This window comes from Burkholderia sp. Bp8963, from assembly GCF_003854275.1.
Taxonomy (GTDB): domain Bacteria; phylum Pseudomonadota; class Gammaproteobacteria; order Burkholderiales; family Burkholderiaceae; genus Burkholderia.
The window spans coordinates 296375-317099 of record NZ_QTQP01000002.1 but is presented as its reverse complement, the minus strand read 5'-3'; the positions used below and the strand labels follow the sequence as shown (position 1 = coordinate 317099).

Annotated in this window: 17 protein-coding genes and 1 pseudogene; 7 read left to right on the top strand and 11 right to left on the bottom strand. The window is 65.3% G+C overall.

Going from position 1 to position 20725, the window contains the following annotated elements:
- From DID96_RS38785 to DID96_RS03305, 6 genes and pseudogenes are all read right to left on the bottom strand, one after another.
- A partial coding sequence (locus DID96_RS38785; protein ID WP_260463788.1) for a hypothetical protein occupies positions 1 to 928 on the bottom strand: 928 nt, incomplete at its 3' end.
- 289 nt (positions 929 to 1217) lie between these two features.
- A pseudogene (locus tag DID96_RS03325) lies at positions 1218 to 1761 on the bottom strand (HoxN/HupN/NixA family nickel/cobalt transporter); the annotation flags it as partial.
- A gap of 112 nt (positions 1762 to 1873) precedes the next feature.
- On the bottom strand, positions 1874 to 3988 hold the full coding sequence (gene fusA, locus DID96_RS03320) for an elongation factor G (RefSeq protein WP_124597831.1): 2115 nt from the start codon (positions 3986 to 3988) through the stop codon (positions 1874 to 1876).
- Between the two features lie 208 nt (positions 3989 to 4196).
- Positions 4197 to 4697, bottom strand: coding sequence for a DUF192 domain-containing protein (locus tag DID96_RS03315; protein ID WP_124597830.1), 501 nt, complete (start codon positions 4695 to 4697; stop codon positions 4197 to 4199).
- 169 nt (positions 4698 to 4866) lie between these two features.
- Complete coding sequence (locus tag DID96_RS03310; RefSeq protein WP_124597829.1) at positions 4867 to 5082, bottom strand: hypothetical protein; 216 nt, start codon at positions 5080 to 5082, stop codon at positions 4867 to 4869.
- Positions 5083 to 5350: 268 nt separating this feature from the next.
- The gene (locus tag DID96_RS03305; protein WP_185732161.1) at positions 5351 to 5929 is read right to left on the bottom strand and encodes a pseudouridine synthase; all 579 of its coding nucleotides are present in this window, start codon (positions 5927 to 5929) and stop codon (positions 5351 to 5353) included.
- A gap of 272 nt (positions 5930 to 6201) precedes the next feature.
- Here DID96_RS03305 and icd point away from each other — a divergent pair, with 272 nt between their 5' ends.
- Positions 6202 to 7458: an NADP-dependent isocitrate dehydrogenase gene (gene icd, locus DID96_RS03300; protein ID WP_124597827.1), complete on the top strand. Its 1257-nt coding sequence runs from the start codon at positions 6202 to 6204 to the stop codon at positions 7456 to 7458.
- A 147-nt stretch (positions 7459 to 7605) separates the two neighbouring features.
- Positions 7606 to 9834, top strand: a complete 2229-nt coding sequence (locus tag DID96_RS03295) for an NADP-dependent isocitrate dehydrogenase (RefSeq protein ID WP_124597826.1) — start codon at positions 7606 to 7608, stop codon at positions 9832 to 9834.
- 126 nt (positions 9835 to 9960) lie between these two features.
- On the opposite strand, the gene DID96_RS03290 is transcribed toward DID96_RS03295, so the two are convergent.
- Positions 9961 to 10185: a hypothetical protein gene (locus DID96_RS03290; RefSeq protein ID WP_060104211.1), complete on the bottom strand. Its 225-nt coding sequence runs from the start codon at positions 10183 to 10185 to the stop codon at positions 9961 to 9963.
- Between the two features lie 558 nt (positions 10186 to 10743).
- Here DID96_RS03290 and DID96_RS03285 point away from each other — a divergent pair.
- On the top strand, positions 10744 to 12342 hold the full coding sequence (locus DID96_RS03285) for a multicopper oxidase family protein (RefSeq protein ID WP_124597825.1): 1599 nt from the start codon (positions 10744 to 10746) through the stop codon (positions 12340 to 12342).
- 183 nt (positions 12343 to 12525) lie between these two features.
- On the opposite strand, the gene DID96_RS03280 is transcribed toward DID96_RS03285, so the two are convergent.
- Positions 12526 to 12729, bottom strand: coding sequence for a cold-shock protein (locus tag DID96_RS03280; protein ID WP_004196460.1), 204 nt, complete (start codon positions 12727 to 12729; stop codon positions 12526 to 12528).
- Positions 12730 to 13270: 541 nt separating this feature from the next.
- Here DID96_RS03280 and clpS point away from each other — a divergent pair.
- From clpS to DID96_RS03260, 4 genes are all read left to right on the top strand, one after another.
- Positions 13271 to 13585 carry an ATP-dependent Clp protease adapter ClpS gene (gene clpS, locus DID96_RS03275; protein WP_124597824.1) on the top strand — a complete coding sequence of 105 codons (315 nt, stop codon included), beginning with the start codon at positions 13271 to 13273 and terminating at the stop codon, positions 13583 to 13585.
- Complete coding sequence (gene clpA / locus DID96_RS03270; protein ID WP_124597823.1) at positions 13582 to 15882, top strand: ATP-dependent Clp protease ATP-binding subunit ClpA; 2301 nt, start codon at positions 13582 to 13584, stop codon at positions 15880 to 15882. The genes clpS and clpA overlap by 4 nt, the downstream gene beginning before the upstream one ends.
- Before the next feature lie 122 nt (positions 15883 to 16004).
- Positions 16005 to 17384 carry an amino acid permease gene (locus DID96_RS03265; protein ID WP_124597822.1) on the top strand — a complete coding sequence of 460 codons (1380 nt, stop codon included), beginning with the start codon at positions 16005 to 16007 and terminating at the stop codon, positions 17382 to 17384.
- A 177-nt stretch (positions 17385 to 17561) separates the two neighbouring features.
- Entirely contained in the window at positions 17562 to 18332 is a 771-nt protein-coding gene (locus DID96_RS03260) for a hypothetical protein (RefSeq protein ID WP_124597821.1), read from the top strand.
- A gap of 102 nt (positions 18333 to 18434) precedes the next feature.
- Here DID96_RS03260 and dut read toward each other — a convergent pair whose 3' ends face one another.
- The 3 genes from dut to lspA form a co-directional block, all read right to left on the bottom strand.
- The gene (gene dut / locus DID96_RS03255) at positions 18435 to 18881 is read right to left on the bottom strand and encodes a dUTP diphosphatase (RefSeq protein ID WP_124597820.1); all 447 of its coding nucleotides are present in this window, start codon (positions 18879 to 18881) and stop codon (positions 18435 to 18437) included.
- A 61-nt stretch (positions 18882 to 18942) separates the two neighbouring features.
- Positions 18943 to 20154 carry a bifunctional phosphopantothenoylcysteine decarboxylase/phosphopantothenate--cysteine ligase CoaBC gene (coaBC, locus tag DID96_RS03250; RefSeq protein WP_124597819.1) on the bottom strand — a complete coding sequence of 404 codons (1212 nt, stop codon included), beginning with the start codon at positions 20152 to 20154 and terminating at the stop codon, positions 18943 to 18945.
- A gap of 69 nt (positions 20155 to 20223) precedes the next feature.
- Positions 20224 to 20724, bottom strand: coding sequence for a signal peptidase II (lspA, locus tag DID96_RS03245; protein WP_124597818.1), 501 nt, complete (start codon positions 20722 to 20724; stop codon positions 20224 to 20226).
- Position 20725: the final 1 nt, after the last annotated feature.

The window sequence follows — 20725 nt, the reverse complement described above, 5'->3', positions numbered from 1 at the left end:
CATCACCACAGCCGCCCCCACCGCCCGCGCCGCCGCCCCCGCCACCCCCGCCCGCGCCGCCGCCCCCCCCGCCGCCCCAGCCCCCGCCGCCCCCCCCGCCGCCGCCCCAAGTGCCGCCGCCCGAAGTGCCGCCGCCCGAAGTGCCGCCGCCCGAAGTGCCGCCGCCCGAAGTGCCGCCACCCGAAGTGCCGCCGCCCGAAGTGCCGCCACCCGAAGTGCCGCCGCCCGAAGTGCCGCCGCCCGAAGTGCCGCCGCCCGAAGTGCCGCCACCCGAAGTGCCGCCACCCGAAGTGCCGCCGCCCGAAGTGCCGCCACCCGAAGTGCCGCCGCCCGAAGTGCCGCCGCCCGAAGTGCCACCACCGGAAGTGCCGCCACCGGAAGTGCCGCCACCCGACGTTCCGCCGCCGGAGCCACCGTTGCCCGACGCGTTACCGGCAGAGTTGCCGCCCCGGCCATTGCCGGTCGTGCCGCCGGAAGTCGAACCTGTCGTCCCGCCGACCGCGGTACCGGCGGGCCCAACGGTGCCATTCCCGTTGTTCCCGCTGCTGCTGCTTCCGCTGCCGCTGCCCGGGTTGCCGCCACTTCCGATTCCGCTCCCGCCGTTGCCTCCCACGCCGCCTGCAAGATGAGATCCGGGTCCGCACGCCATCGAATCGGCAGGACACGGCGACGCCAGTTCGGCGAGCAACTGCGTGACGTCCGTATTGGCGGACGCATCGGCCATCGCGTCGGGCATCGCATTCTGCGCGACCTGCAACGGCGCGGCGATCGGCGCCATGTTGAGCGACTGCCCGCCGGCGAGTGCTGTGGGCGTGGTCTCTTGCGCGAGCGCATATGTCCCGCAGCAGCATGCGAACGCGGCTGCTGCCAGCAAGGTCGCGCGATAGCATCGTCCCGCCGCGCGGAACGGCTTTTTCGTCTTGTGCATCTTTGGCCTCCCAAAGCGCGCGCGGTCCCCGTTGCCGCGCGGCTGTACGCGTGTGATGCCCAGGGGCCAGAAGATGCGTTGTCGTTTCGGCGGCCGATTCCTTCAGGGCTGGCGCATGACCAGCCGCAAACGTCGATCGGCACGCGGGCCCGCCGTGCGAACCCTTCTCTGCGATATCCGTGCCATCGGCCGCTGACGCCCACCGCGCAAGGCGTGAGCGTGGCGCGCGAGCGATGCCGAAACGTTGATGCAGGCTTTTTGTTTCTGAACTGAAACATCAGGAGGAAGATCAGCGCGCCGGTGCGCCGGCCGCACGCTGCCAGCGGTGGAACAGGATCGATGCGATCCAGCAGGTCAGGAACAGTGCGACGATCCCGTATCCGATCGCGCCGAACCGGTCGCCGACGGCATCGAGCGCATTGCGCACGGGGCCGGTCAGCGCAAGCTTGTCGGCGAGCAGCCCGGCTGCTTCGATGCCGCCGATCGCAAGCGCGACGGCCGCGGACACGAACGTGATGCTCGCGTTGTAAAGAAGCTTGCGCTGCGGATCGTCCATCGTCCAGCCGTATGCGTGGATCATCAGCACGTTGTCCGTCGAGTCGATCAACGTCATGCCGGCCATGAACAGCGCGGGGAACAGCAGGATCGCGTAGAGCGGCAGGCCCTGGCTCGCCTGGGCAGCGGCGATCGCGAGCAGGCCGATTTCGGTTGCGGTATCGAAACCGAGCCCGAACAGCACGCCGACCGGATACATGTGCCAGCTTTTTCGACACGAACCGGAACAGCGGACGCAGCAGGCGCGCGACGAAGCCGGCCGGCCGGTGCGCGTGCACGGCGTCGGCCGGTCCGGTGCGCGCCCCAAAAAAGGTCCTTCACGGATTGGCGTGAGGCACAAAAAAAGCCCGTCCGCAAACGGACGGGCTTCGGGTGCGGCGTTGGCCGACGTTACCGCGTGTCGGTGCGCTTCGCGTTGATCACCGCCTCCGACACGTTCGTCGGCGTCTCCGCGTAGTGCTTGAACTCCATCGAGTACGTGGCGCGGCCCTGGGTCGCCGAACGCAGCGACGTCGAGTAGCCGAACATCTCGGCGAGCGGCACCTCGGCGCGCACGAGCTTGCCGCCGCCGCCCGCGATGTCCTCCATCCCCTGCACGATGCCGCGCCGGCTCGACAGGTCGCCCATCACGTTGCCCATGAAGTCCTCGGGCGTCTCGACCTCGACCGCCATCATCGGCTCGAGCAGCACCGGCTTCGCGCGGCGCATCGCTTCCTTGAACGCCATCGAGCCGGCCATGCGGAACGCGTTTTCGTTCGAGTCGACGTCGTGGTACGAACCGAACGTCAGGTGCACCTTCACGTCGACGACCGGGTAGCCCGCGAGCACGCCGCTCTTCAGCGTCTCCTCGATGCCCTTGTTGACCGCCGGGATGAATTCGCGCGGAATCACGCCGCCCTTGATCTCGTCGAGGAACTCATAGCCCTTGCCGGGGTTCGGCTCGAGCTTGATCACCGCGTGGCCGTACTGGCCGCGCCCGCCCGACTGCTTGACGAACTTGCCCTCGACGTCTTCGGCCACCGTGCGCACCGTCTCGCGATACGCAACCTGCGGCTTGCCGACCGTCGCTTCGACGCCGAACTCGCGCTTCATCCGGTCGACGATGATCTCGAGGTGCAGCTCGCCCATCCCGGAGATGATCGTCTGGCCCGATTCCTCGTCGGTTTGCACGCGGAACGACGGGTCTTCCTGCGCGAGACGGTTCAGCGCGAGGCCCATCTTTTCCTGGTCGGCCTTGGTTTTCGGCTCGACTGCCTGCGAGATCACCGGCTCCGGGAATTCCATCTTCTCGAGGATGATCGGCTTGCCCGGATCGCACAGCGTGTCGCCCGTCGTCGCTTCCTTCAGGCCGACCGCGGCCGCGATGTCGCCCGCGCGCACCTCCTTGATTTCCTTGCGCTCGTTCGCATGCATCTGCAGGATCCGGCCGAGCCGTTCCTTCTTGTCCTTGGTCGGATTCAGCACCGTGTCGCCCGAGTTGACGACGCCCGAATACACGCGGAAGAAGATCAGCTGGCCGACGAACGGGTCGGTCATGATCTTGAACGCGAGCGCCGAGAACGGCTCGTCGTCGCTCGGATGACGCTCCGCTTCCTTGTCGTCGAGATCGTGGCCGAGGATGGCGGGCACGTCGACGGGCGACGGCAGATAGTCGATCACCGCGTCGAGCATCGCCTGCACGCCCTTGTTCTTGAACGCGCTGCCGCACAGCATCGGCACGATCTCGTTAGCGATCGTGCGCTTGCGCAGTGCGGCCTTGATCTCGTCCTCGGTCAGCGAGTTGTGGTCGGTCAGGTACTTCTCGAGCAGTTCCTCGCTGGCCTCGGCGGCTGCCTCGACCATCTTCTCGCGCCATTCGTGCGCGAGCTCGACGAGGTTCGCCGGGATGTCCTCGTATGCGAACTTCACACCCTGGCTCTCGTCGTCCCACACGATCGCCTTCATCTTCACGAGATCGACGACACCCTGGAAATGGTCTTCCGCGCCGATCGGAATCTGGATCGGCACGGCGACACCCTTCAGGCGCTCGCCGATCTGCCGCTGCACGCGGAAGAAATCGGCGCCGACGCGGTCCATCTTGTTGACGAACGCGATGCGCGGCACCTTGTACTTGTTCGCCTGGCGCCACACGGTTTCCGACTGCGGCTGCACACCGCCGACCGAGTCGTAGACCATGCACGCGCCGTCGAGCACGCGCATCGAACGCTCGACCTCGATCGTGAAGTCGACGTGTCCGGGGGTGTCGATGATGTTGATCCGGTGTTCCGGATAATTGCCGGCCATGCCCTTCCAGAAGGCCGTGGTCGCGGCCGACGTGATCGTGATGCCGCGTTCCTGCTCCTGCTCCATCCAGTCCATCGTGGCCGCGCCGTCGTGCACTTCGCCGATCTTGTGGCTCACGCCGGTATAGAACAGGATGCGTTCGGTAGTCGTGGTTTTGCCGGCATCGATGTGAGCGCTGATCCCGATATTGCGATAGCGCTCGATGGGGGTTTTGCGGGGCACGTGAACCTCCAGTGGTTCGGGTCGTAAGCCGGCCGGCGGCGCCGGACCGGGGAAATCAATTGAGATTTAAAGGATAGCGCTTGCGTGTGGCTTTTGCAGATGCGGGCCGCGCGGCCGGAATCAAGATGGGCGGCGGGCGAAAAAAAGCCGGCACGCGCGAGGCGGCCGGCCGGTGGGCACGCGCGGCGCCGCGCCGCGGCAGGTGCCGTCACTGCGGTTGCGGCAGCCCGTCGAGCTTCATGCCGGGCTTGATGCCCTTCGCGGCGAACCAGCCCTTGCTCATTTCGAGGGCATACACGCCGTTGTTGCGCGGGCAGTGGTTGTCGGTCGTCTCGGCCTTCATCTCGTCGATGTCGGTGATCGTGCCGTCCGCGCGGATGAACGCGATCGACAGCGGGATCAGCGTGTTCTTCATCCAGAAGCAATGCACGGCGTTCTCGTTGAACACGAACAGCATCCCTTCGTTCGGCGCGAGCTGCGAGCGGTACATCAGCCCCTGTTCGCGATCGGCGTCGTTGGCCGCGACGGCCGCATCGATCACGTACATGCCGGCGCGCAGCTTCGCGCGCGGGAACTCGCTCGGCTGCTTGGCGCCGGGCGGCATCTGCGCGACGGCGGATTGCATGCCGAGCGCGGCAACGGCGAGCGCGGCAGGGAACACGGCGGCGCGCGCAAGGCGGCCGAGCGACGAGCGCAGGGAGAATCGCACAGCAGGGCTCCTTTCGGAAAATCGAGACCCGCATGTTACGCGATGCGTACAGGCGTATTGGCGGGCACAAAAAAGAAAAAGGCAGATCGCCTTGCGGTGACCTGCCTTTCAACGCCGTAAGAACGGCAACAACGTGTTCTTGACTGCGTTATTTTTACAGCTTGCTTACTTAGTTCGAAGCAGCTGCCGGTGCTTCGGCTTCGCTAGCTGCCTTCTTCGCTGCGTGGTGCTTCTTGGCAGCGTGGTGCTTCTTGTGCGTTGCCTTCTTAGCCGGTGCCGAAGCAGCTTCTGCCGGAGCAGCCGAAGCAGCTGCCGGTGCCGAAGCTTGTGCGAAAGCGGCCGTTGCGAAGAGACCAGCGACCAGAGCGGCGATCAGTTTGTTCATGTTGTGTTCCTCAGCTTTAGTTAATTAACCAAATGACCCGGCATAGGAGTCATGACGTCTAACGGTGCCATCCACCTTTCGGTTGACAGACGCTTTGAGAAATTTCTCTTTGCGCTGCGGGCGCCGAATCGTATTCGAAAAAAACGTCGCTTTCGTGACGCAAACGCGGTTCGGCTGCCAATGCCGGATAGCTCAGGGTGGCATCTGCGTCGTTTAACGCGCGATCTTCGCAGGCGGTTGACGAAAAAATTCACGCATCACGGAAATGTCATTCGATGCGCGCAAAACCGTCCCAGGGTGCACGCGGCGGCAGTTCGATTGTTTCTCCCGGAGCAATGCCGAGCGCGAATATATCCAGCGAGCCGATGCCGACACGCACGAGACGCAAGGTCGGAAAGCCGACCGCAGCCGTCATCCGGCGCACCTGGCGGTTCTTGCCTTCGGTGATCGCGAGCTCGATCCACGTGGTCGGAATCGCCGCACGGTAGCGGATCGGCGGGTTGCGCGGCCACAGCGCGGCGGGCGGCTCGATGAATTCGGCGCGGCACGGGCGCGTGACATAGTCGCCGAGATCGACGCCGCGCGCGAGCGCCTTCAGGTCGGCCGGGCCCGGCGCCCCGTCGACCTGCGCCCAGTAGCGCTTGACGAGCTTGTGGCGCGGCTCGGCGATGCGGGCCTGCAGCGCGCCATCGTCGGTGAGCAGCAGCAGCCCCTCGCTGTCCGCGTCGAGCCGGCCGGCGGCGTAGACGCCGGGCGTTTTTACCCAGTCGCCGAGCGATGGCCGCGTCTCGTGCGCGGAAAACTGGCAAATCGTGCCGAACGGCTTGTTGAGGGCGATCAGGGTCATGGCGGAACGCGCCCGGCACACCGGAGGGCGGCGCGGGCAGTCTATGGCAAATGGCGGAATCTTAATGCATAATACGGAACGCCAAGTCCTCTGTCTTATATAAGACATAAGGCGGGATTTGATACGCAGCGCCGCGCTTCGCGCCGCCGTGCCCGATAGGGGCGCTAGAATAGCGGCTCACTGCGGCAGTCACGGGAGCGGCCATGCCGCACACCCGTCACGCGCAGCTTTCGACCAGCCTTACCTGCTCAGCCACGTCACTGGAGTCGATCATGCCGTATCAGCACATCAAGGTTCCGGAGGGCGGTGACAAGATCACCGTCAACAAGGATTTCACGCTCAACGTTTCCGAGCAGCCGATCATTCCCTACATCGAAGGCGACGGTACGGGCTTCGATATCACCCCGGTCATGATCAAGGTTGTCGATGCGGCGGTCGAACGGGCGTACAAGGGCAAGCGCAAGATCCACTGGATGGAGATCTACGCGGGCGAGAAGGCGACGAAGGTCTATGGCCCGGACGTGTGGCTGCCGGACGAGACACTGCAGGTGCTGAAGGAATACGTCGTGTCGATCAAGGGGCCGCTGACGACCCCGGTCGGCGGCGGCATCCGCTCGCTGAACGTCGCGCTGCGCCAGGAGCTCGACCTGTACGTATGCCTGCGCCCGGTCCAGTATTTCAAGGGCGTGCCGTCGCCGGTGCGCGAGCCGCACAAGATCGACATGGTGATCTTCCGCGAGAACTCGGAAGACATCTACGCGGGCATCGAGTGGGCGGCCGAGTCGGAGCAGGCGAAGAAGGTCATCAAGTTCCTGCAGGAAGAGATGGGCGTGAAGAAGATCCGCTTCCCGGAAACCTCGGGGATCGGCGTCAAGCCCGTGTCGACGGAAGGCACCGAGCGCCTCGTGCGCAAGGCGATCCAGTACGCGATCGACAACGACCGCAAGTCGGTCACGCTGGTGCACAAGGGCAACATCATGAAGTTCACGGAAGGCCTGTTCCGTGACGCCGGCTACGCGCTCGCGCAGAAGGAGTTCGGCGGCGAGCTGATCGACGGCGGCCCGTGGATGCGCGTGAAGAACCCGAAGACGGGCGCCGAGATCGTGATCAAGGATTCGATCGCCGACGCGTTCCTGCAGCAGATCCTGCTGCGCCCGGCCGAATACGACGTGATCGCGACGCTGAACCTGAACGGCGACTACATCTCCGACGCGCTCGCCGCGCAGGTCGGTGGGATCGGCATCGCACCGGGCGCGAACCTGTCGGATTCGGTCGCGATGTTCGAGGCGACGCACGGCACCGCGCCGAAGTACGCGGGCAAGGATTACGTGAACCCGGGTTCCGAGATCCTGTCGGCCGAAATGATGCTGCGCCACCTCGGCTGGACCGAAGCGGCAGACGTGATCATCGCCGCGATGGAAAAGTCGATCCAGCAGAAGCGCGTCACGTACGACTTCGCGCGCCTGATGGAAGGCGCGACGCAGGTGTCGTGCTCGGGCTTCGGTGAAGTGCTGATCGAGAACATGTAAGTCCCTCCGGGGTGTGCCGGCGCGTGGCCGGCCGCCCCGGCGCCCGCTGCCGGCGCCTTCCCCATTCGCGACCGACCCGGTCGACCTTGCGCCGGTTACCGCCGGCGATCTTCAGTCCCACAATCACGTAGCAATGCTTTAACTACCATGTCCACTTCGCCCAAGATCATCTACACCCTCACCGACGAAGCGCCAGCGCTCGCGACCTACTCGCTGCTGCCGATCGTCAAGGCCTTCACGCGTTCGTCCGGCGTCGCCGTCGAAACGCGCGACATCTCGCTCGCCGGCCGCATCATCGCCGCGTTCGCGGACGTCCTGCCGCCCGAGCAGAAGGGTTCGGACGATCTGGCCGAACTGGGCCAGCTTACGCTGAAGCCGGAAGCGAACATCATCAAGCTGCCGAACATCAGCGCATCGGTGCCGCAGCTGAAGGCCGCGATCGCCGAACTGCAGGCACAGGGCTACAAGCTGCCGGCCTATCCGGAAGAGCCGTCGACCGACGAAGAGAAGGCCATCAAGGCCCGTTACGACAAGATCAAGGGCAGCGCGGTGAACCCGGTGCTGCGCGAAGGCAATTCGGACCGCCGCGCGCCGCTGTCGGTGAAGAACTACGCGCGCAAGCATCCGCACAAGATGGGCGCGTGGCAGGCCGATTCGAAGGCGCACGTCGCGCACATGAGCGAAGGCGACTTCTACGGCAGCGAGAAGTCGGCGCTGATCGCCGACGCCGGCAGCGTGAAGATCGAGCTGACGAAGGCCGACGGCACGACGCAGGTGCTGAAGGAAAAGACGGCCGTCAAGGCTGGCGAGATCATCGACTCGTCGGTGATGAGCAAGAAGGCGCTGCGCAGCTTCCTCGAAGCGCAGATCGCCGATGCGAAGGCGCAGGGCGTGCTGTTCTCGGTGCACCTGAAGGCGACCATGATGAAGGTCTCGGACCCGATCCTGTTCGGCCACGCCGTGTCGGTGTACTACCAGGACGCGCTCGCGAAGCACGCCGACGTGCTCGCGCAGGCCGGCTTCAATCCGAACAACGGCATCGGCGACCTGTACGCGCGCCTGAAGGACCTGCCGGCCGACACGCGCGAAGCGATCGAAGCCGACATCAAGGCCGTGTACGCGGTGCGCCCGCGCGTCGCGATGGTCAACTCCGACAAGGGCATCACGAACCTGCACGTGCCGAGCGACGTGATCGTCGATGCGTCGATGCCGGCGATGATCCGCGAATCGGGCCGCATGTGGGGCCCGGACGGCGAACTGTACGACGCGAAGGCGGTGATTCCGGACCGCTGCTACGCGGGCGTCTACCAGGCCGTCATCGAAGATTGCAAGCAGCACGGCGCGTTCGACCCGGTCACGATGGGCAGCGTGCCGAACGTCGGCCTGATGGCGCAGGCGGCCGAAGAGTACGGTTCGCACGACAAGACGTTCCAGATTCCGGCGGACGGCGTCGTGCGCGTGACCGACGAAGCGGGCAACGTGCTGCTCGAGCACGCGGTTGAAGCGGGCGACGTGTGGCGCATGTGCCAGGCCAAGGATGCACCGATCCAGGACTGGGTGAAGCTCGCGGTAAACCGCGCACGCGCGACCGGCGCCCCGGCCGTGTTCTGGCTCGATCCGGCACGCGCGCACGACGCGCAGGTCATCGCGAAGGTCGAGCGCTACCTGAAGGATCACGACACGAACGGCCTCGACATCCGCATCATGACGCCGGTCGACGCGACCCGCTTCTCGCTCGAGCGCATCCGCGCGGGCCAGGACACGATCTCGGTGACGGGCAACGTGCTGCGCGACTACCTGACCGACCTGTTCCCGATCATGGAACTCGGCACCAGCGCGAAGATGCTGTCGATCGTGCCGCTGATGGCGGGTGGCGGCATGTTCGAAACGGGCGCAGGCGGCTCCGCGCCGAAGCACGTGCAGCAGTTCGTCGAAGAGGGCTTCCTGCGCTGGGATTCGCTCGGCGAATTCCTCGCGCTCGCGGCGTCGCTCGAGCACCTCGGCCAGGCTTACGACAACCCGAAGGCGCTCGTGCTCGCGAAGACGCTCGACCAGGCGACCGGCAAGTTCCTCGACGAGAACAAGTCGCCGGCGCGCAAGGTCGGCGGCCTCGACAACCGCGGCAGCCACTTCTACCTGTGCCTGTACTGGGCGCAGGCGCTCGCCGAGCAGACCGAAGACGCCGCGCTGCAGGCGCAGTTCGGTGGCGTCGCGAAGGCGTTGGGCGACAACGAGGCGCGCATCCTCGAGGAGCTGTCCGCCGCACAGGGCAACGCGCAGAGCATCGGCGGCTACTATCGCCCGAACGTCGACCTGACGAGCCAGGCGATGCGCCCGAGCGCGACGCTGAACGGCATCGTCGACGCCGTCGCGTAACGCGAGCGGCACGATCGCGCGAAACGGTGCGATCGCAAAGTTAACGACAGGACGGCCTCTCGGCCCGGCTGTCGGTTGAAAGAAAAACGCCCCGGACGCCCGGGGCGTTTTTCGTTGCGGGGCTGCTCAGACGTGGACGATTTCCCATTCCGCGATTTCGTGCGGAACTTCGAGAGTCGCCGTGTCGAGGTCGGACAGTTGCTCGCAATCGCCGCGGGAGATGTGGTCTGCCGCGACCTCGGGGCACGAGAACGCGCCGAGCAGGGCGTTGCCGAATGTCGCTTCCCAGCCGCCGTTGCCCGGCAGGATGTAGAACGACCCGAGCGCTGAACCAAAGCGAAATCCCTTCATTTCCGTTCTCCCTTTCTGATCACACGCGTTTCAATTCCGTGGCGCCTGCTGCCGATTCGGCAGACTCTGGCTCGACTGGCGGTTGCGTCGGGTTCGTCGGTGGTGCGTGTCGAACGTCGCTACGTAGCGCCAGTGCATGTGACAAAGTCTACGTCCGTGCCCCTTTCCGATGGTGCGTGTAGAAGCGCGACTCGAAACAAAAATTTATGTTTATAAACAATGCATTGCGTATATGGTTGCGCATTGTGGAACGTTTTTTGGCATCGCGAAACAGAAAATTTGTGCCGTGCACCACGAATTTTTACAACGCAGAGACATGTTCCGCATCGTGAAATTTTTCGGGTTCTGTCGACAATGCAGTCGGATCCCGCCGACGGCGACTGCAGGGCTGCGGCGTTTCGCCGCTCGACTGGCGCTGCCGATTCTCGCTATGGACGTGCAGTTATGATGACGCTGGTAGCGGAACCGCATGGCGGTCGCGTCACACCTGTTATGAACGCAAGAATCGAACGTAAAGAACGAACGTAAAGAACGAACGCAAAGAACGAGGAACGATTGATGATACGCAGAGCATTCCTGTCGCGCGCCGTCGGCGTCGCGGTCGCTTCGCTGTTCGCGCGCGGCGCGTGGGCGCAGCACGCGGGCCATGCGGGCATGGCGGACATGGCGGACATGGATTCGATGGACGACATGCCCGGCATGGCGTCGCACGGGCAGCATGCGAAGGCGGCGCGGCCGGCGCCGCTCGCGGCCGCCGACGCGCTGCCGGCCGGCGCGCCGCTGACGTCGCTGCGCACGCTCGCGAACGAGAGCCGCGAGCCCGGAACGTTTCGCGCGACGCTCGTTGCGCAGCCGGTTGCGCGCCCGCTGCTGCACGGCGCGCGCCCGACGACGTTCTGGCAGTTCGGTGCGGGCACGCAGGGCCCGGTCGTCGGACCGCTGATCGACGTCCGCGAAGGCGACACGGTCGAGATCCGGTTCGTGAACCGGCTGCCGCAGCCGTCGACGATTCACTGGCACGGGCTGCCGGTGCCGCCCGAACAGGACGGCAACCCGTCCGATCCGATCGCGCCGGGCGCGTCGCGCGTCTATCGCTTTACGTTGCCGAAGGGAAGCGCGGGCACGTACTGGTATCACCCGCATCCGCACATGATGACGGCCGAGCAGGTATTTCGCGGGCTGGCGGGGCCGTTCGTCGTGCGCGCGGCCGACGATCCGCTCGCCGCCTGGCCGGAGCGGAACCTGTTCGTGTCGGATTTGAAGCTTGCGCGCGACGGCACGATTGTGCCGAACGACATGATGGACTGGATGAACGGTCGGGAGGGGCAGTTCGTGCTGGTCAACGGCGCGCGCAGGCCGCGCATCGACGTTGCCGGCGACGAGCGCTGGCGCGTGTGGAACGCTTGCAGCGCGCGCTATCTGCGGCTCGCGTTCGACGACGGGCGCGCGTTCGGGCAGGTCGGCACCGACGGCGGGCTGCTCGACGCGCCGCGCCACGTCACGTCGCTGCTGCTCGCGCCAGGCGAGCGCGCGGAACTGCTGGTGCGCGCCGGCGACCGTGCGTCACGCGCGGTGTTGCAGGCCGCCGAATACGACCGGCACAAGATGGCGATGTCCGACGACGGCCACGGCAGCCTGCCACCGGATCCGGCATTGCCGCTCGCCGACGTCGCGTTCACGCCGTCCGCCGCACGCGCGCTGCCGGCGACGCTGCGCGCGGTGCCGGCGCTCGGCGAGCCGGTCGCGCGCAAGGAAATCGCGTTCGGCGAGGAAATGGACATGGATGCGATGATGGGATCGTCCGCGCACGGGCGTCCGGCCGGCATGCGCTTCACGATCAACGGCGATTCGTACGCACCGCACCGCGCGACCTTGACGAGCCGCGTGGGCGACATCGAGCACTGGGCGATCCGCAACGATACCGACATGGATCACCCGTTCCATCTGCATGGCTCGCAGTTCCAGGTGATCGAGCGCGCGGCGAACGGCACTCGCACACCGGAACCGTTCCGCGCATGGCGCGATACAGTGAACGTGCAGACCGGCGAGACCGTGACGATCGCCACCCGGCAAGACATGAGCGGCGAGCGCATGTTTCACTGCCATATCCTCGAGCACGAGGATCTCGGCATGATGGGTACGCTGAAGGTCGTGTGACGTATCGCGAATGTGCCGCCGGTGCTGGCGTCGTGCCGGATGCGCGAACGCGATCTGCAAGTCCTGCACGACAATCGCCGGCCGGGCGACATGATTAGGCGAGCGGGCCGGTCAATCGAAAGCCGGCCACAAAAAAAGAAACCCGGCGTCTAGCCGGGTCCCTTCGTCCGAAATCCGATGCCCTTAGGCAGCCTGGATGTTCGAAGCTTGCTTGCCTTTCGGTCCTTGCACGACCTCGAAGCTGACCTTCTGGCCTTCCTTCAGGGTCTTGAAGCCCTGCATGTTGATGGCCGAGAAGTGTGCAAACAGATCCTCACCGCCCTCGTCGGGAGTGATGAAACCGAAGCCCTTCGCGTCGTTGAACCATTTGACAATACCAGTTGCCATACCTACTTCCCCTGTCACACAGTCGCTACCTACCACGAGCACGCTCGAAAAGCTAAACGACCGGAAAATACAGCCGTTCCCCCCTCACAGCTCACCTCGGCCTTTCCCGATTTGCCGTTCAGACAAATTGAAAAAAGTGCCAGCTTGATTGTTGGCGCTCTTTATTGGAGTGTCAAGAAAATTTTTAGACGTATAGGGGGACGTTGTAAAGAACCCATTTTCAGGGTTTTTCCGGCTTTGCTTTGCAGCATGCGGCCAAGCGCGCGAACTTGAAAAGTCGCATAATCGGCTCATATACCAGGCTCGAGTGACACGCGTTCGAGCCGTCCCGGCTTGTGGGATACTGGATGCGGACGCGACGTTCCGGTGCAATTCTCCGTAACGATTCGTGTCGCGCGCCACGCGTGAAAGCCGGCACCGCAGCCGGCTTTCGTATGGCACGCGAGCGATCGCGTGTTTCCGGGAATCCGGGGAGGGCACCGGCCAGTCGGTCGGGTTATGGCAGGATTGCGGGCCTGTCCGAGTTGTTTAGAATGGGTGTATGGCGATTATCCCGGACAAGCAGGACAGTACCGTCCTGGAACGCAAGGAGCAGAAGCTGAAGCCGCCTTCGATGTACAAGGTGGTGCTGCTCAATGACGACTTCACGCCGATGGAATTCGTCGTGATGGTCGTGCAGGAGTATTTCAGGAAGGATCGCGAGACGGCCACGCAGATCATGCTGAAGGTCCATCGCGAAGGGCGAGGGGTTTGTGGGGTCTATACGCGGGACATCGCGTCGACCAAGGTTGAGCAAGTCGTTACCCATGCGCGGCAGGCCGGGCATCCGCTGCAGTGCGTGATGGAGGAAGCATGATTGCCCAGGAATTGGAAGTCAGCCTGCACATGGCGTTCATGGAAGCACGCCAGGCGCGCCATGAGTTCATAACGGTCGAGCATCTGCTGCTGGCCCTGCTGGATAATCCGACGGCGGCCGAGGTGTTGCGCGCGTGCGCGGCGAACATCGAGGACCTGCGTCAGAACCTGCGCAATTTCATCCACGACAATACGCCCACCGTCCCGGGCACCGACGACGTCGATACGCAACCGACGCTTGGGTTCCAGCGCGTGATCCAGCGCGCGATCATGCACGTCCAGTCGACGTCGAACGGCAAGAAGGAAGTCACGGGCGCGAACGTGCTCGTCGCGATCTTCGGCGAGAAGGATTCGCACGCGGTGTACTACCTGCAGCAGCAGGGCGTCACGCGTCTCGACGTCGTGAACTTCATCTCGCACGGCATCGCGAAGACGAACAGCGGCGAGGCCGCGAAGGCGAGCGACGCGAACAGCGAGAGCGAAGACGCGAACGCGCAGAAGGAAACCCCGCTCGCACAGTTCACGCAGAACCTGAACCAGATGGCGAAAGACGGCCGCATCGATCCGCTGATCGGGCGCGAGTCCGAAGTCGAGCGCGTCGTGCAGGTGCTGTGCCGCCGCCGCAAGAACAATCCGCTGCTCGTCGGCGAGGCCGGCGTCGGCAAGACCGCGATCGCCGAAGGCCTCGCGTACCGCATCACGCGCGGCGAAGTGCCGGACATCCTCGCGAACGCGCAGGTCTATTCGCTCGACATGGGCGCGCTGCTCGCGGGCACCAAGTACCGCGGCGATTTCGAGCAGCGTCTGAAGACGGTGCTGAAGGAACTGAAGGAGCGCCCGCACGCGATCCTGTTCATCGACGAGATCCACACGCTGATCGGCGCGGGCGCCGCGTCGGGCGGCACGCTCGATGCGTCGAACCTGCTGAAGCCGGCGCTGTCGTCGGGCACGCTGAAGTGCATTGGCGCGACGACATTCACCGAGTATCGCGGCATCTTCGAGAAGGACGCGGCGCTGTCGCGGCGTTTCCAGAAGATCGACGTGACCGAGCCGACCGTCGAGCAGACGGTCGCGATCCTGCGCGGCCTGAAGTCGAGGTTCGAGGAGCACCACGGCGTCAAGTATTCGTCGGGCGCGCTGTCGGCCGCGGCCGAACTGTCGGCGCGCTTCATCACCGACCGTCACCTGCCGGACAAGGCGATCGACGTGATCGACGAGGCGGGCGCCGCGCAGCGGATCCTGCCGAAGTCGAAGCAGAAGAAGACGATCGGCAAGAGCGAGATCGAGGAAATCATCGCGAAGATCGCGCGCGTGCCGGCGCAAAGCGTGTCGCAGGACGACCGCAGCAAGCTGCAGACGCTCGACCGCGACCTGAAGAGCGTCGTGTTCGGCCAGGATCCGGCGATCGATGCGCTGGCCGCGTCGATCAAGATGGCGCGCGCGGGCCTCGGCAAGATGGACAAGCCGATCGGCGCGTTCCTGTTCTCCGGCCCGACCGGCGTCGGCAAGACCGAAGTGGCGCGCCAGCTCGCGTTCACGCTCGGCATCGAGCTGATCCGCTTCGACATGTCGGAATACATGGAGCGCCACGCGGTGAGCCGGCTGATCGGCGCGCCGCCGGGCTACGTCGGGTTCGACCAGGGCGGCCTGCTGACCGAAGCCGTCACGAAGAAGCCGCACTGCGTGCTGCTGCTCGACGAGATCGAGAAGGCGCATCCGGACATCTTCAACGTGCTGCTGCAGGTGATGGACCACGGCACGCTGACGGACAACAACGGCCGCAAGGCGGATTTCCGCAACGTCATCATCATCATGACGACGAACGCGGGCGCCGAGTCGATGCAGAAGGCGACGATCGGTTTCACGACGCGCCGCGAAACCGGCGACGAGATGGCCGACATCAAGCGTCTGTTCACGCCGGAGTTCCGCAACCGTCTCGACTCGATCATCAGCTTCCGCTCGCTCGATGAGGAAATCATCATGCGCGTGGTCGACAAGTTCCTGATCCAGCTCGAGGAACAGCTGCACGAGAAGAAGGTCGACGCGCTGTTCACCGACGCGTTGCGCAAGCATCTCGCGAAGCACGGCTTCGACCCGCTGATGGGCGCGCGGCCGATGCAGCGGCTGATCCAGGACACGATCCGTCGTGCGCTCGCCGACGAGCTGCTGTTCGGCAAGCTCGTGAACGGCGGTCACGTGACGGTCGATGTCGACGAAAACGACAAGGTGCAGCTGTCGTTCGACAAGCTCGCGAATCCGCCGCACAAGCCGAACGAGGAAGCGGTCGAAGTCGAATAAGCGATAATCGTAGTTTCATGCCAACGGCGCGGGAAGTCTTCCGCGCCGTTTCGTTTTATCTGGCGCCGGTGGCGCGAGCGTGGGTGCAGGGCAGTAGACGGAAGCAAAGGGGAGTAAAGGGAGTGTCACAACTACAACGGACGTTCGACAGCATCGTCGAACGCGAACAAGGATTGCGCCACGCATTGTCGTCGGGGCAGATGGCGATGATTGCGATCGGCGGCGCGATCGGCACGGGGCTGTTTCTCGGCAGCGGATTCGCGATCGGTCTCGCCGGCCCGAGCGTGCTGATCTCGTATGCGATCGGCGCGCTGATCGCGCTGCTGCTGATGGGCGCGCTCGCGGAGATGACCGTCGCGCATCCGACTGCCGGGTCGTTCGGCGCGTATGCGGAGCACTACGTCGGGCCGCTCGCCGGCTTTCTCGTGCGCTACGCGTACTGGTTCGCGGTGGTATTCGCGATCGGCACCGAGATCAGCGCGATCGCGGTGTTCATGAAGTACTGGTCCCCGACGGTGCCGGGCTGGTACTGGGTGATCGGCTTCTCGGCGCTGCTGATCGCCGTCAACATGGCGAGCGTCACGCTGTACGGCTCGGTCGAGTATGCGTTCTCGCTGCTGAAGATCGCGGCGATCATCGTGTTCGTCGTGCTCGGCGCGTATTTCGTCTGGTCGGCGCCGGCGGCGTCCGGCATCGGCTTCGCGAACTACACCGCACACGGCGGCTTCCTGCCGAAAGGGCCGTGGGGCACATGGGTTGCGGTGATCGTCGCGATCTTCAGCTACATGAGCATCGAAGCCGTCGCGATCGCGGCGGGCGAGGCGCGCGACCCGGAACATGCGGTCACGCGCGCATTCCGCTCGACCGTGTTCCGGCTCGTGCTGTTCTATCTGCTGACGCTCGCGCTGATGCTCGCGATCGTGCCGTGGACCCAGGCCGGCACTGACGAAAGCCCGTTCGTGAAGGTGATGGCCGCGACGCGCGTGCCGTATGCGGCCGGCGTGATCAATTTCGTCGTGCTGGTTGCTGCGCTGTCCGCGATGAACAGCCAGCTCTACGTGACGACGCGGATGATGTTCAGCCTGTCGCGCGCGCGCCTCGCGCCGGCAGTGTTCGGCCGGCTCGGCGTGAACGGCGTGCCGCGCGCGGCGCTGTGGGTGTCGACGAGCGGCGTCGCGGTCGCGGCCGTGCTGGTCGCGCTGTCGCCCGACACCGCGTTCACCGTGATGATGGCGATCGCGATGTTCGGCGCGCTGTTCACGTGGCTGATGATCTTCGTCACGCATCTGCGCTTTCGGCGCGATTATCGCGGCCCGGCGCTCGCATTCCGGATGTGGTTGCATCCGTTCGGCAGCCTGCTCGGCGCCGGCCTGCTTGCCGCGATCCTCGTGACGACCGCGTTCACGCGTGAATTCCGGATGACGATGGCGGTCGGCGTCGTGTTCGTCGTGCTGCTCACGCTTGCGTACGCGCTGCATTACCGGCACCAGCACGCGCGCTGACCACACGGCCGAGCGGCGCGGCACTCGTGCTGCGCGTTCGCGTTCCGACCCCGCACGCGATGCCGGATGCTAAGGCGGCGTTAAGCCAACGTTAAGTCAGCGTCGATTACCATTCGATCCGTCTGCAACGCGCTGCAGTGTGCATCGCGTTGCCACATATTCCCGTATGAGGTTCGAATGAAAAAGTTGCCCGAAATCACGCTGGCATTCTGGATCATGAAGATCTGCGCGACCACGCTCGGCGAAACCGGCGGCGACCTGCTGTCGATGACGCTGAATATCGGTTACGCGGTGAGCTCGGTCCTGCTGTTCGGTTTCTTCCTCGTCACGCTCGGCACGCAGCTGAAGACGACGCGCTACCGCCCGGCGATCTACTGGGCGGTGATCGTCGCGACCAGCACGGCCGGCACGACGATGTCCGATTTCATGGATCGCACGCTCGGCCTCGGCTATGCGGCCGGTTCGTCGATCCTCGTCGCGATCCTGCTGGGGATTTTCGCGGCGTGGCGCCTGAGCGGCGAGTCGCTGTCCGTCGACGAGATCCGCACGCGCAAGGTCGAGATGCTGTACTGGATCGCGATCCTGTTCTCGAACACGCTCGGCACGGCGCTCGGCGATTTCCTCGCGGACAGCTCGGGCCTCGGCTTCGCCGGCGGCGCACTGCTGATCGGCGGGCTGCTCGCGGTGATCGTGCTCGCGCATTACTTCACGCGAATCTCGGGCGTGTTGCTGTTCTGGGCCGCGTTCGTGCTCACGCGTCCGTTTGGCGCGACCGTCGGCGACCTGCTGACGAAGCCGGTCGCGAAGGGCGGCCTCGCACTCGGTACGATCGGTTCGTCGGCGGTGCTGTTGAGCGTGCTGGTGGCGCTGATCGTCTACGCGACGATCGCGCAGCGGCGGCAGCCTGCGCCGGCGGTCGTGCGGATCGCGCAGCCGGTCGAAGAGTGATGGTGAAGGGCTGAATAGCGAAAGGGCGACGCGTGTGCGTCGCCCTTGATTGCTGACGAACCCCTCGTTTTTCGGAACGAGGGGTTTTGTCTCTTGCTTCGTTCAATGACGGCCGGTGCTGCCGAAACCACCCGCGCCGCGATCGCTTTCGGCGAAGTCGTCGACGATGTTGAACTGCGCCTGCACGACCGGCACGATCACGAGTTGCGCGAGGCGCTCGAACGGGTTCAGCACGAATTCCGTCTGGCCGCGGTTCCACGTCGAGATCATCAGCTGGCCCTGGTAGTCGGAGTCGATCAGGCCGACCAGGTTGCCGAGCACGATGCCGTGTTTGTGGCCGAGGCCCGAGCGCGGCAGGATCAGCGCCGCATAGCCGGGATCGGCGAGGTGGATCGCGAGGCCGGTCGGCACGAGCGTGGTCTCGCCCGGCTTCAGCGTCAGCGGTGCGTCGAGGCATGCGCGCAGGTCGAGGCCGGCGCTGCCGGTCGTCGCATAGGCGGGCAGGTAGTCGCGCATGCGCGCGTCGAGAATCTTCAGGTCGAGTTTCATTCGGGTGTCGATGGGGTGAAAGTGCGCGCGGCGGCAGTGCGGGCCGCCGCCGCACGCAAGGTCAGATCAGGCGGTTGTCGGGCAGGCGCTTCGCGATTTCGTCGACGAGCACGTGCGCGAGTTCGTCCTTCGGCGCGCGCGGCAGGCGCGTGATGCCGGACGCTTCGAACAGCACGACTTCGTTGTCGTCGCGGCCGAACGTCTGCGGGCCGAGGTTGCCGACGAGCAGCGGCACGTTCTTGCGCTTGCGCTTCTCGTCGCCGTGCACGTCGAGATCGCCGCTTTCCGCGGCGAAGCCGACGCAGAACGGCGGATCGGGCAGGGCCGCGACCGACGCGAGGATGTCCGGGTTCTCGACGAACGCGAGCGTGGGCATCTTGCGGTCGGCGGTCTTCTTCATCTTGTGCTCGGCCGGTTGCGCGACGCGCCAGTCGGCGACGGCAGCGACCGCAATGAAGATGTCCGCGTCGGCCACCGCGTGCATCACTGCATCGTACATTTGTTGCGCGGTCTGCACGTCCTGGCGATAGACGCCCCACGGCGTATCCAGCGCGACGGGGCCCGCGACCAGATGCACGTCCGCGCCGGCCTGCTGTGCGGCGCGCGCGAGCGCGAAGCCCATCTTGCCGCTCGAGCGGTTGGTCAGGCCGCGCACGGGGTCGAGCGGCTCGAACGTCGGGCCGGCCGTGATCAGCACGCGGCGGTGCGCGAGCAGCTTCGGCTGGAAGTGCGAGACGATCGCCTCAAAGATCGCCTCCGGCTCGAGCATGCGCCCGTCGCCGACTTCGCCGCAGGCCTGCGCACCCGAATCGGGGCCGAGCACCGACACGCCGTCGGTGCGCAGTTGCGCGACGTTGCGCTGGGTGGCCGGGTTCTGCCACATCTGGCGGTTCATCGCGGGCACGACGAGCAGCGGACAGTCGCGCGCGACGCACAGCGTCGACAGCAGGTCGTCCGCGAAACCGTGCGCGAGCTTCGCGAGGAAGTCGGTCGACGCGGGCGCGATCACGATCGCGTCGGCTTCGCGCGACAGGTCGATGTGCGCCATGTTGTTGTCGACGCGCGGGTCCCACTGGCTCGTGTAGACGGGCCGCCCGGACAGCGCCTGCATCGTGACGGGCGTGATGAACTGGGTCGCGGCTTCGGTCATCGCGACTTGAACGGTCGCGCCCGCCTTGGTGAGCAGACGGGTGAGCTCGGCGATCTTGTAGCAGGCGATGCCGCCCGTCAGGCCGAGGACAAGGTGTTTTCCTGCGAGTTCTGCGTGTGCCAACTCGGGCCTCCGAAGGGGTCGATCAAGACGGCCGGCGCTAGGCCGACCGTCGACGCAGAGTATGCGCGCTTAGCGCGTGCCGCGCACGCGACGCAGTTCGTCGTAGATCAGCAGCACGGCGCCCACCGTGATCGCGGAGTCGGCGAGGTTGAACGCCGGGAAGTGCCACGCGCCGACGTGGAAATCGAGAAAGTCGATCACGTGGCCGTAGACGAGCCGGTCGATCACGTTGCCGAGCGCGCCGCCGAGGATCAGCGCGAGCGACAGGCTGAACAGGCGCTGCTGGCCGTGGCGCTTCAGCAGGTAGCAGATCACGAGCGTCGCGCCGATGCCGAGCGCGGTGAACGCCCAGCGCTGCCAGCCGCCCGCCGCCGCGAGAAAGCCGAACGCGGCGCCGCGGTTATAGACGAGCACGAGATTGAAGAACGACGTCAGCGCGTGCTGCGCACCGTACGCGAAGGTCTTCAGGATCGCGATCTTCGTCAGCTGGTCGAACAGGATGACGATCAGCGAAATGCCGAGCCACGGCGCGAGCGCGCCACTTGCCGATTTCGACAGGGTTTTCGCCATA

Bases quoted from the DNA above. Each gene is read 5' to 3' on its own strand.
- clpA (WP_124597823.1), top strand. From the start codon at position 13,582: ATGATTGCCCAGGAATTGGAAGTCAGCCTGCACATGGCGTTCATGGAA.
- dut (WP_124597820.1), bottom strand. From the start codon at position 18,881: ATGAAACTCGACCTGAAGATTCTCGACGCGCGCATGCGCGACTACCTG.
- icd (WP_124597827.1), top strand. From the start codon at position 6,202: ATGCCGTATCAGCACATCAAGGTTCCGGAGGGCGGTGACAAGATCACC.
- DID96_RS03260 (WP_124597821.1), top strand. From the start codon at position 17,562: ATGAAAAAGTTGCCCGAAATCACGCTGGCATTCTGGATCATGAAGATC.
- DID96_RS03285 (WP_124597825.1), top strand. From the start codon at position 10,744: ATGATACGCAGAGCATTCCTGTCGCGCGCCGTCGGCGTCGCGGTCGCT.
- DID96_RS03310 (WP_124597829.1), bottom strand. From the start codon at position 5,082: ATGAACAAACTGATCGCCGCTCTGGTCGCTGGTCTCTTCGCAACGGCC.
- clpS (WP_124597824.1), top strand. From the start codon at position 13,271: ATGGCGATTATCCCGGACAAGCAGGACAGTACCGTCCTGGAACGCAAG.
- DID96_RS03305 (WP_185732161.1), bottom strand. From the start codon at position 5,929: ATGACCCTGATCGCCCTCAACAAGCCGTTCGGCACGATTTGCCAGTTT.
- DID96_RS03280 (WP_004196460.1), bottom strand. From the start codon at position 12,729: ATGGCAACTGGTATTGTCAAATGGTTCAACGACGCGAAGGGCTTCGGT.
- DID96_RS03295 (WP_124597826.1), top strand. From the start codon at position 7,606: ATGTCCACTTCGCCCAAGATCATCTACACCCTCACCGACGAAGCGCCA.
- DID96_RS03290 (WP_060104211.1), bottom strand. From the start codon at position 10,185: ATGAAGGGATTTCGCTTTGGTTCAGCGCTCGGGTCGTTCTACATCCTG.
- lspA (WP_124597818.1), bottom strand. From the start codon at position 20,724: ATGGCGAAAACCCTGTCGAAATCGGCAAGTGGCGCGCTCGCGCCGTGG.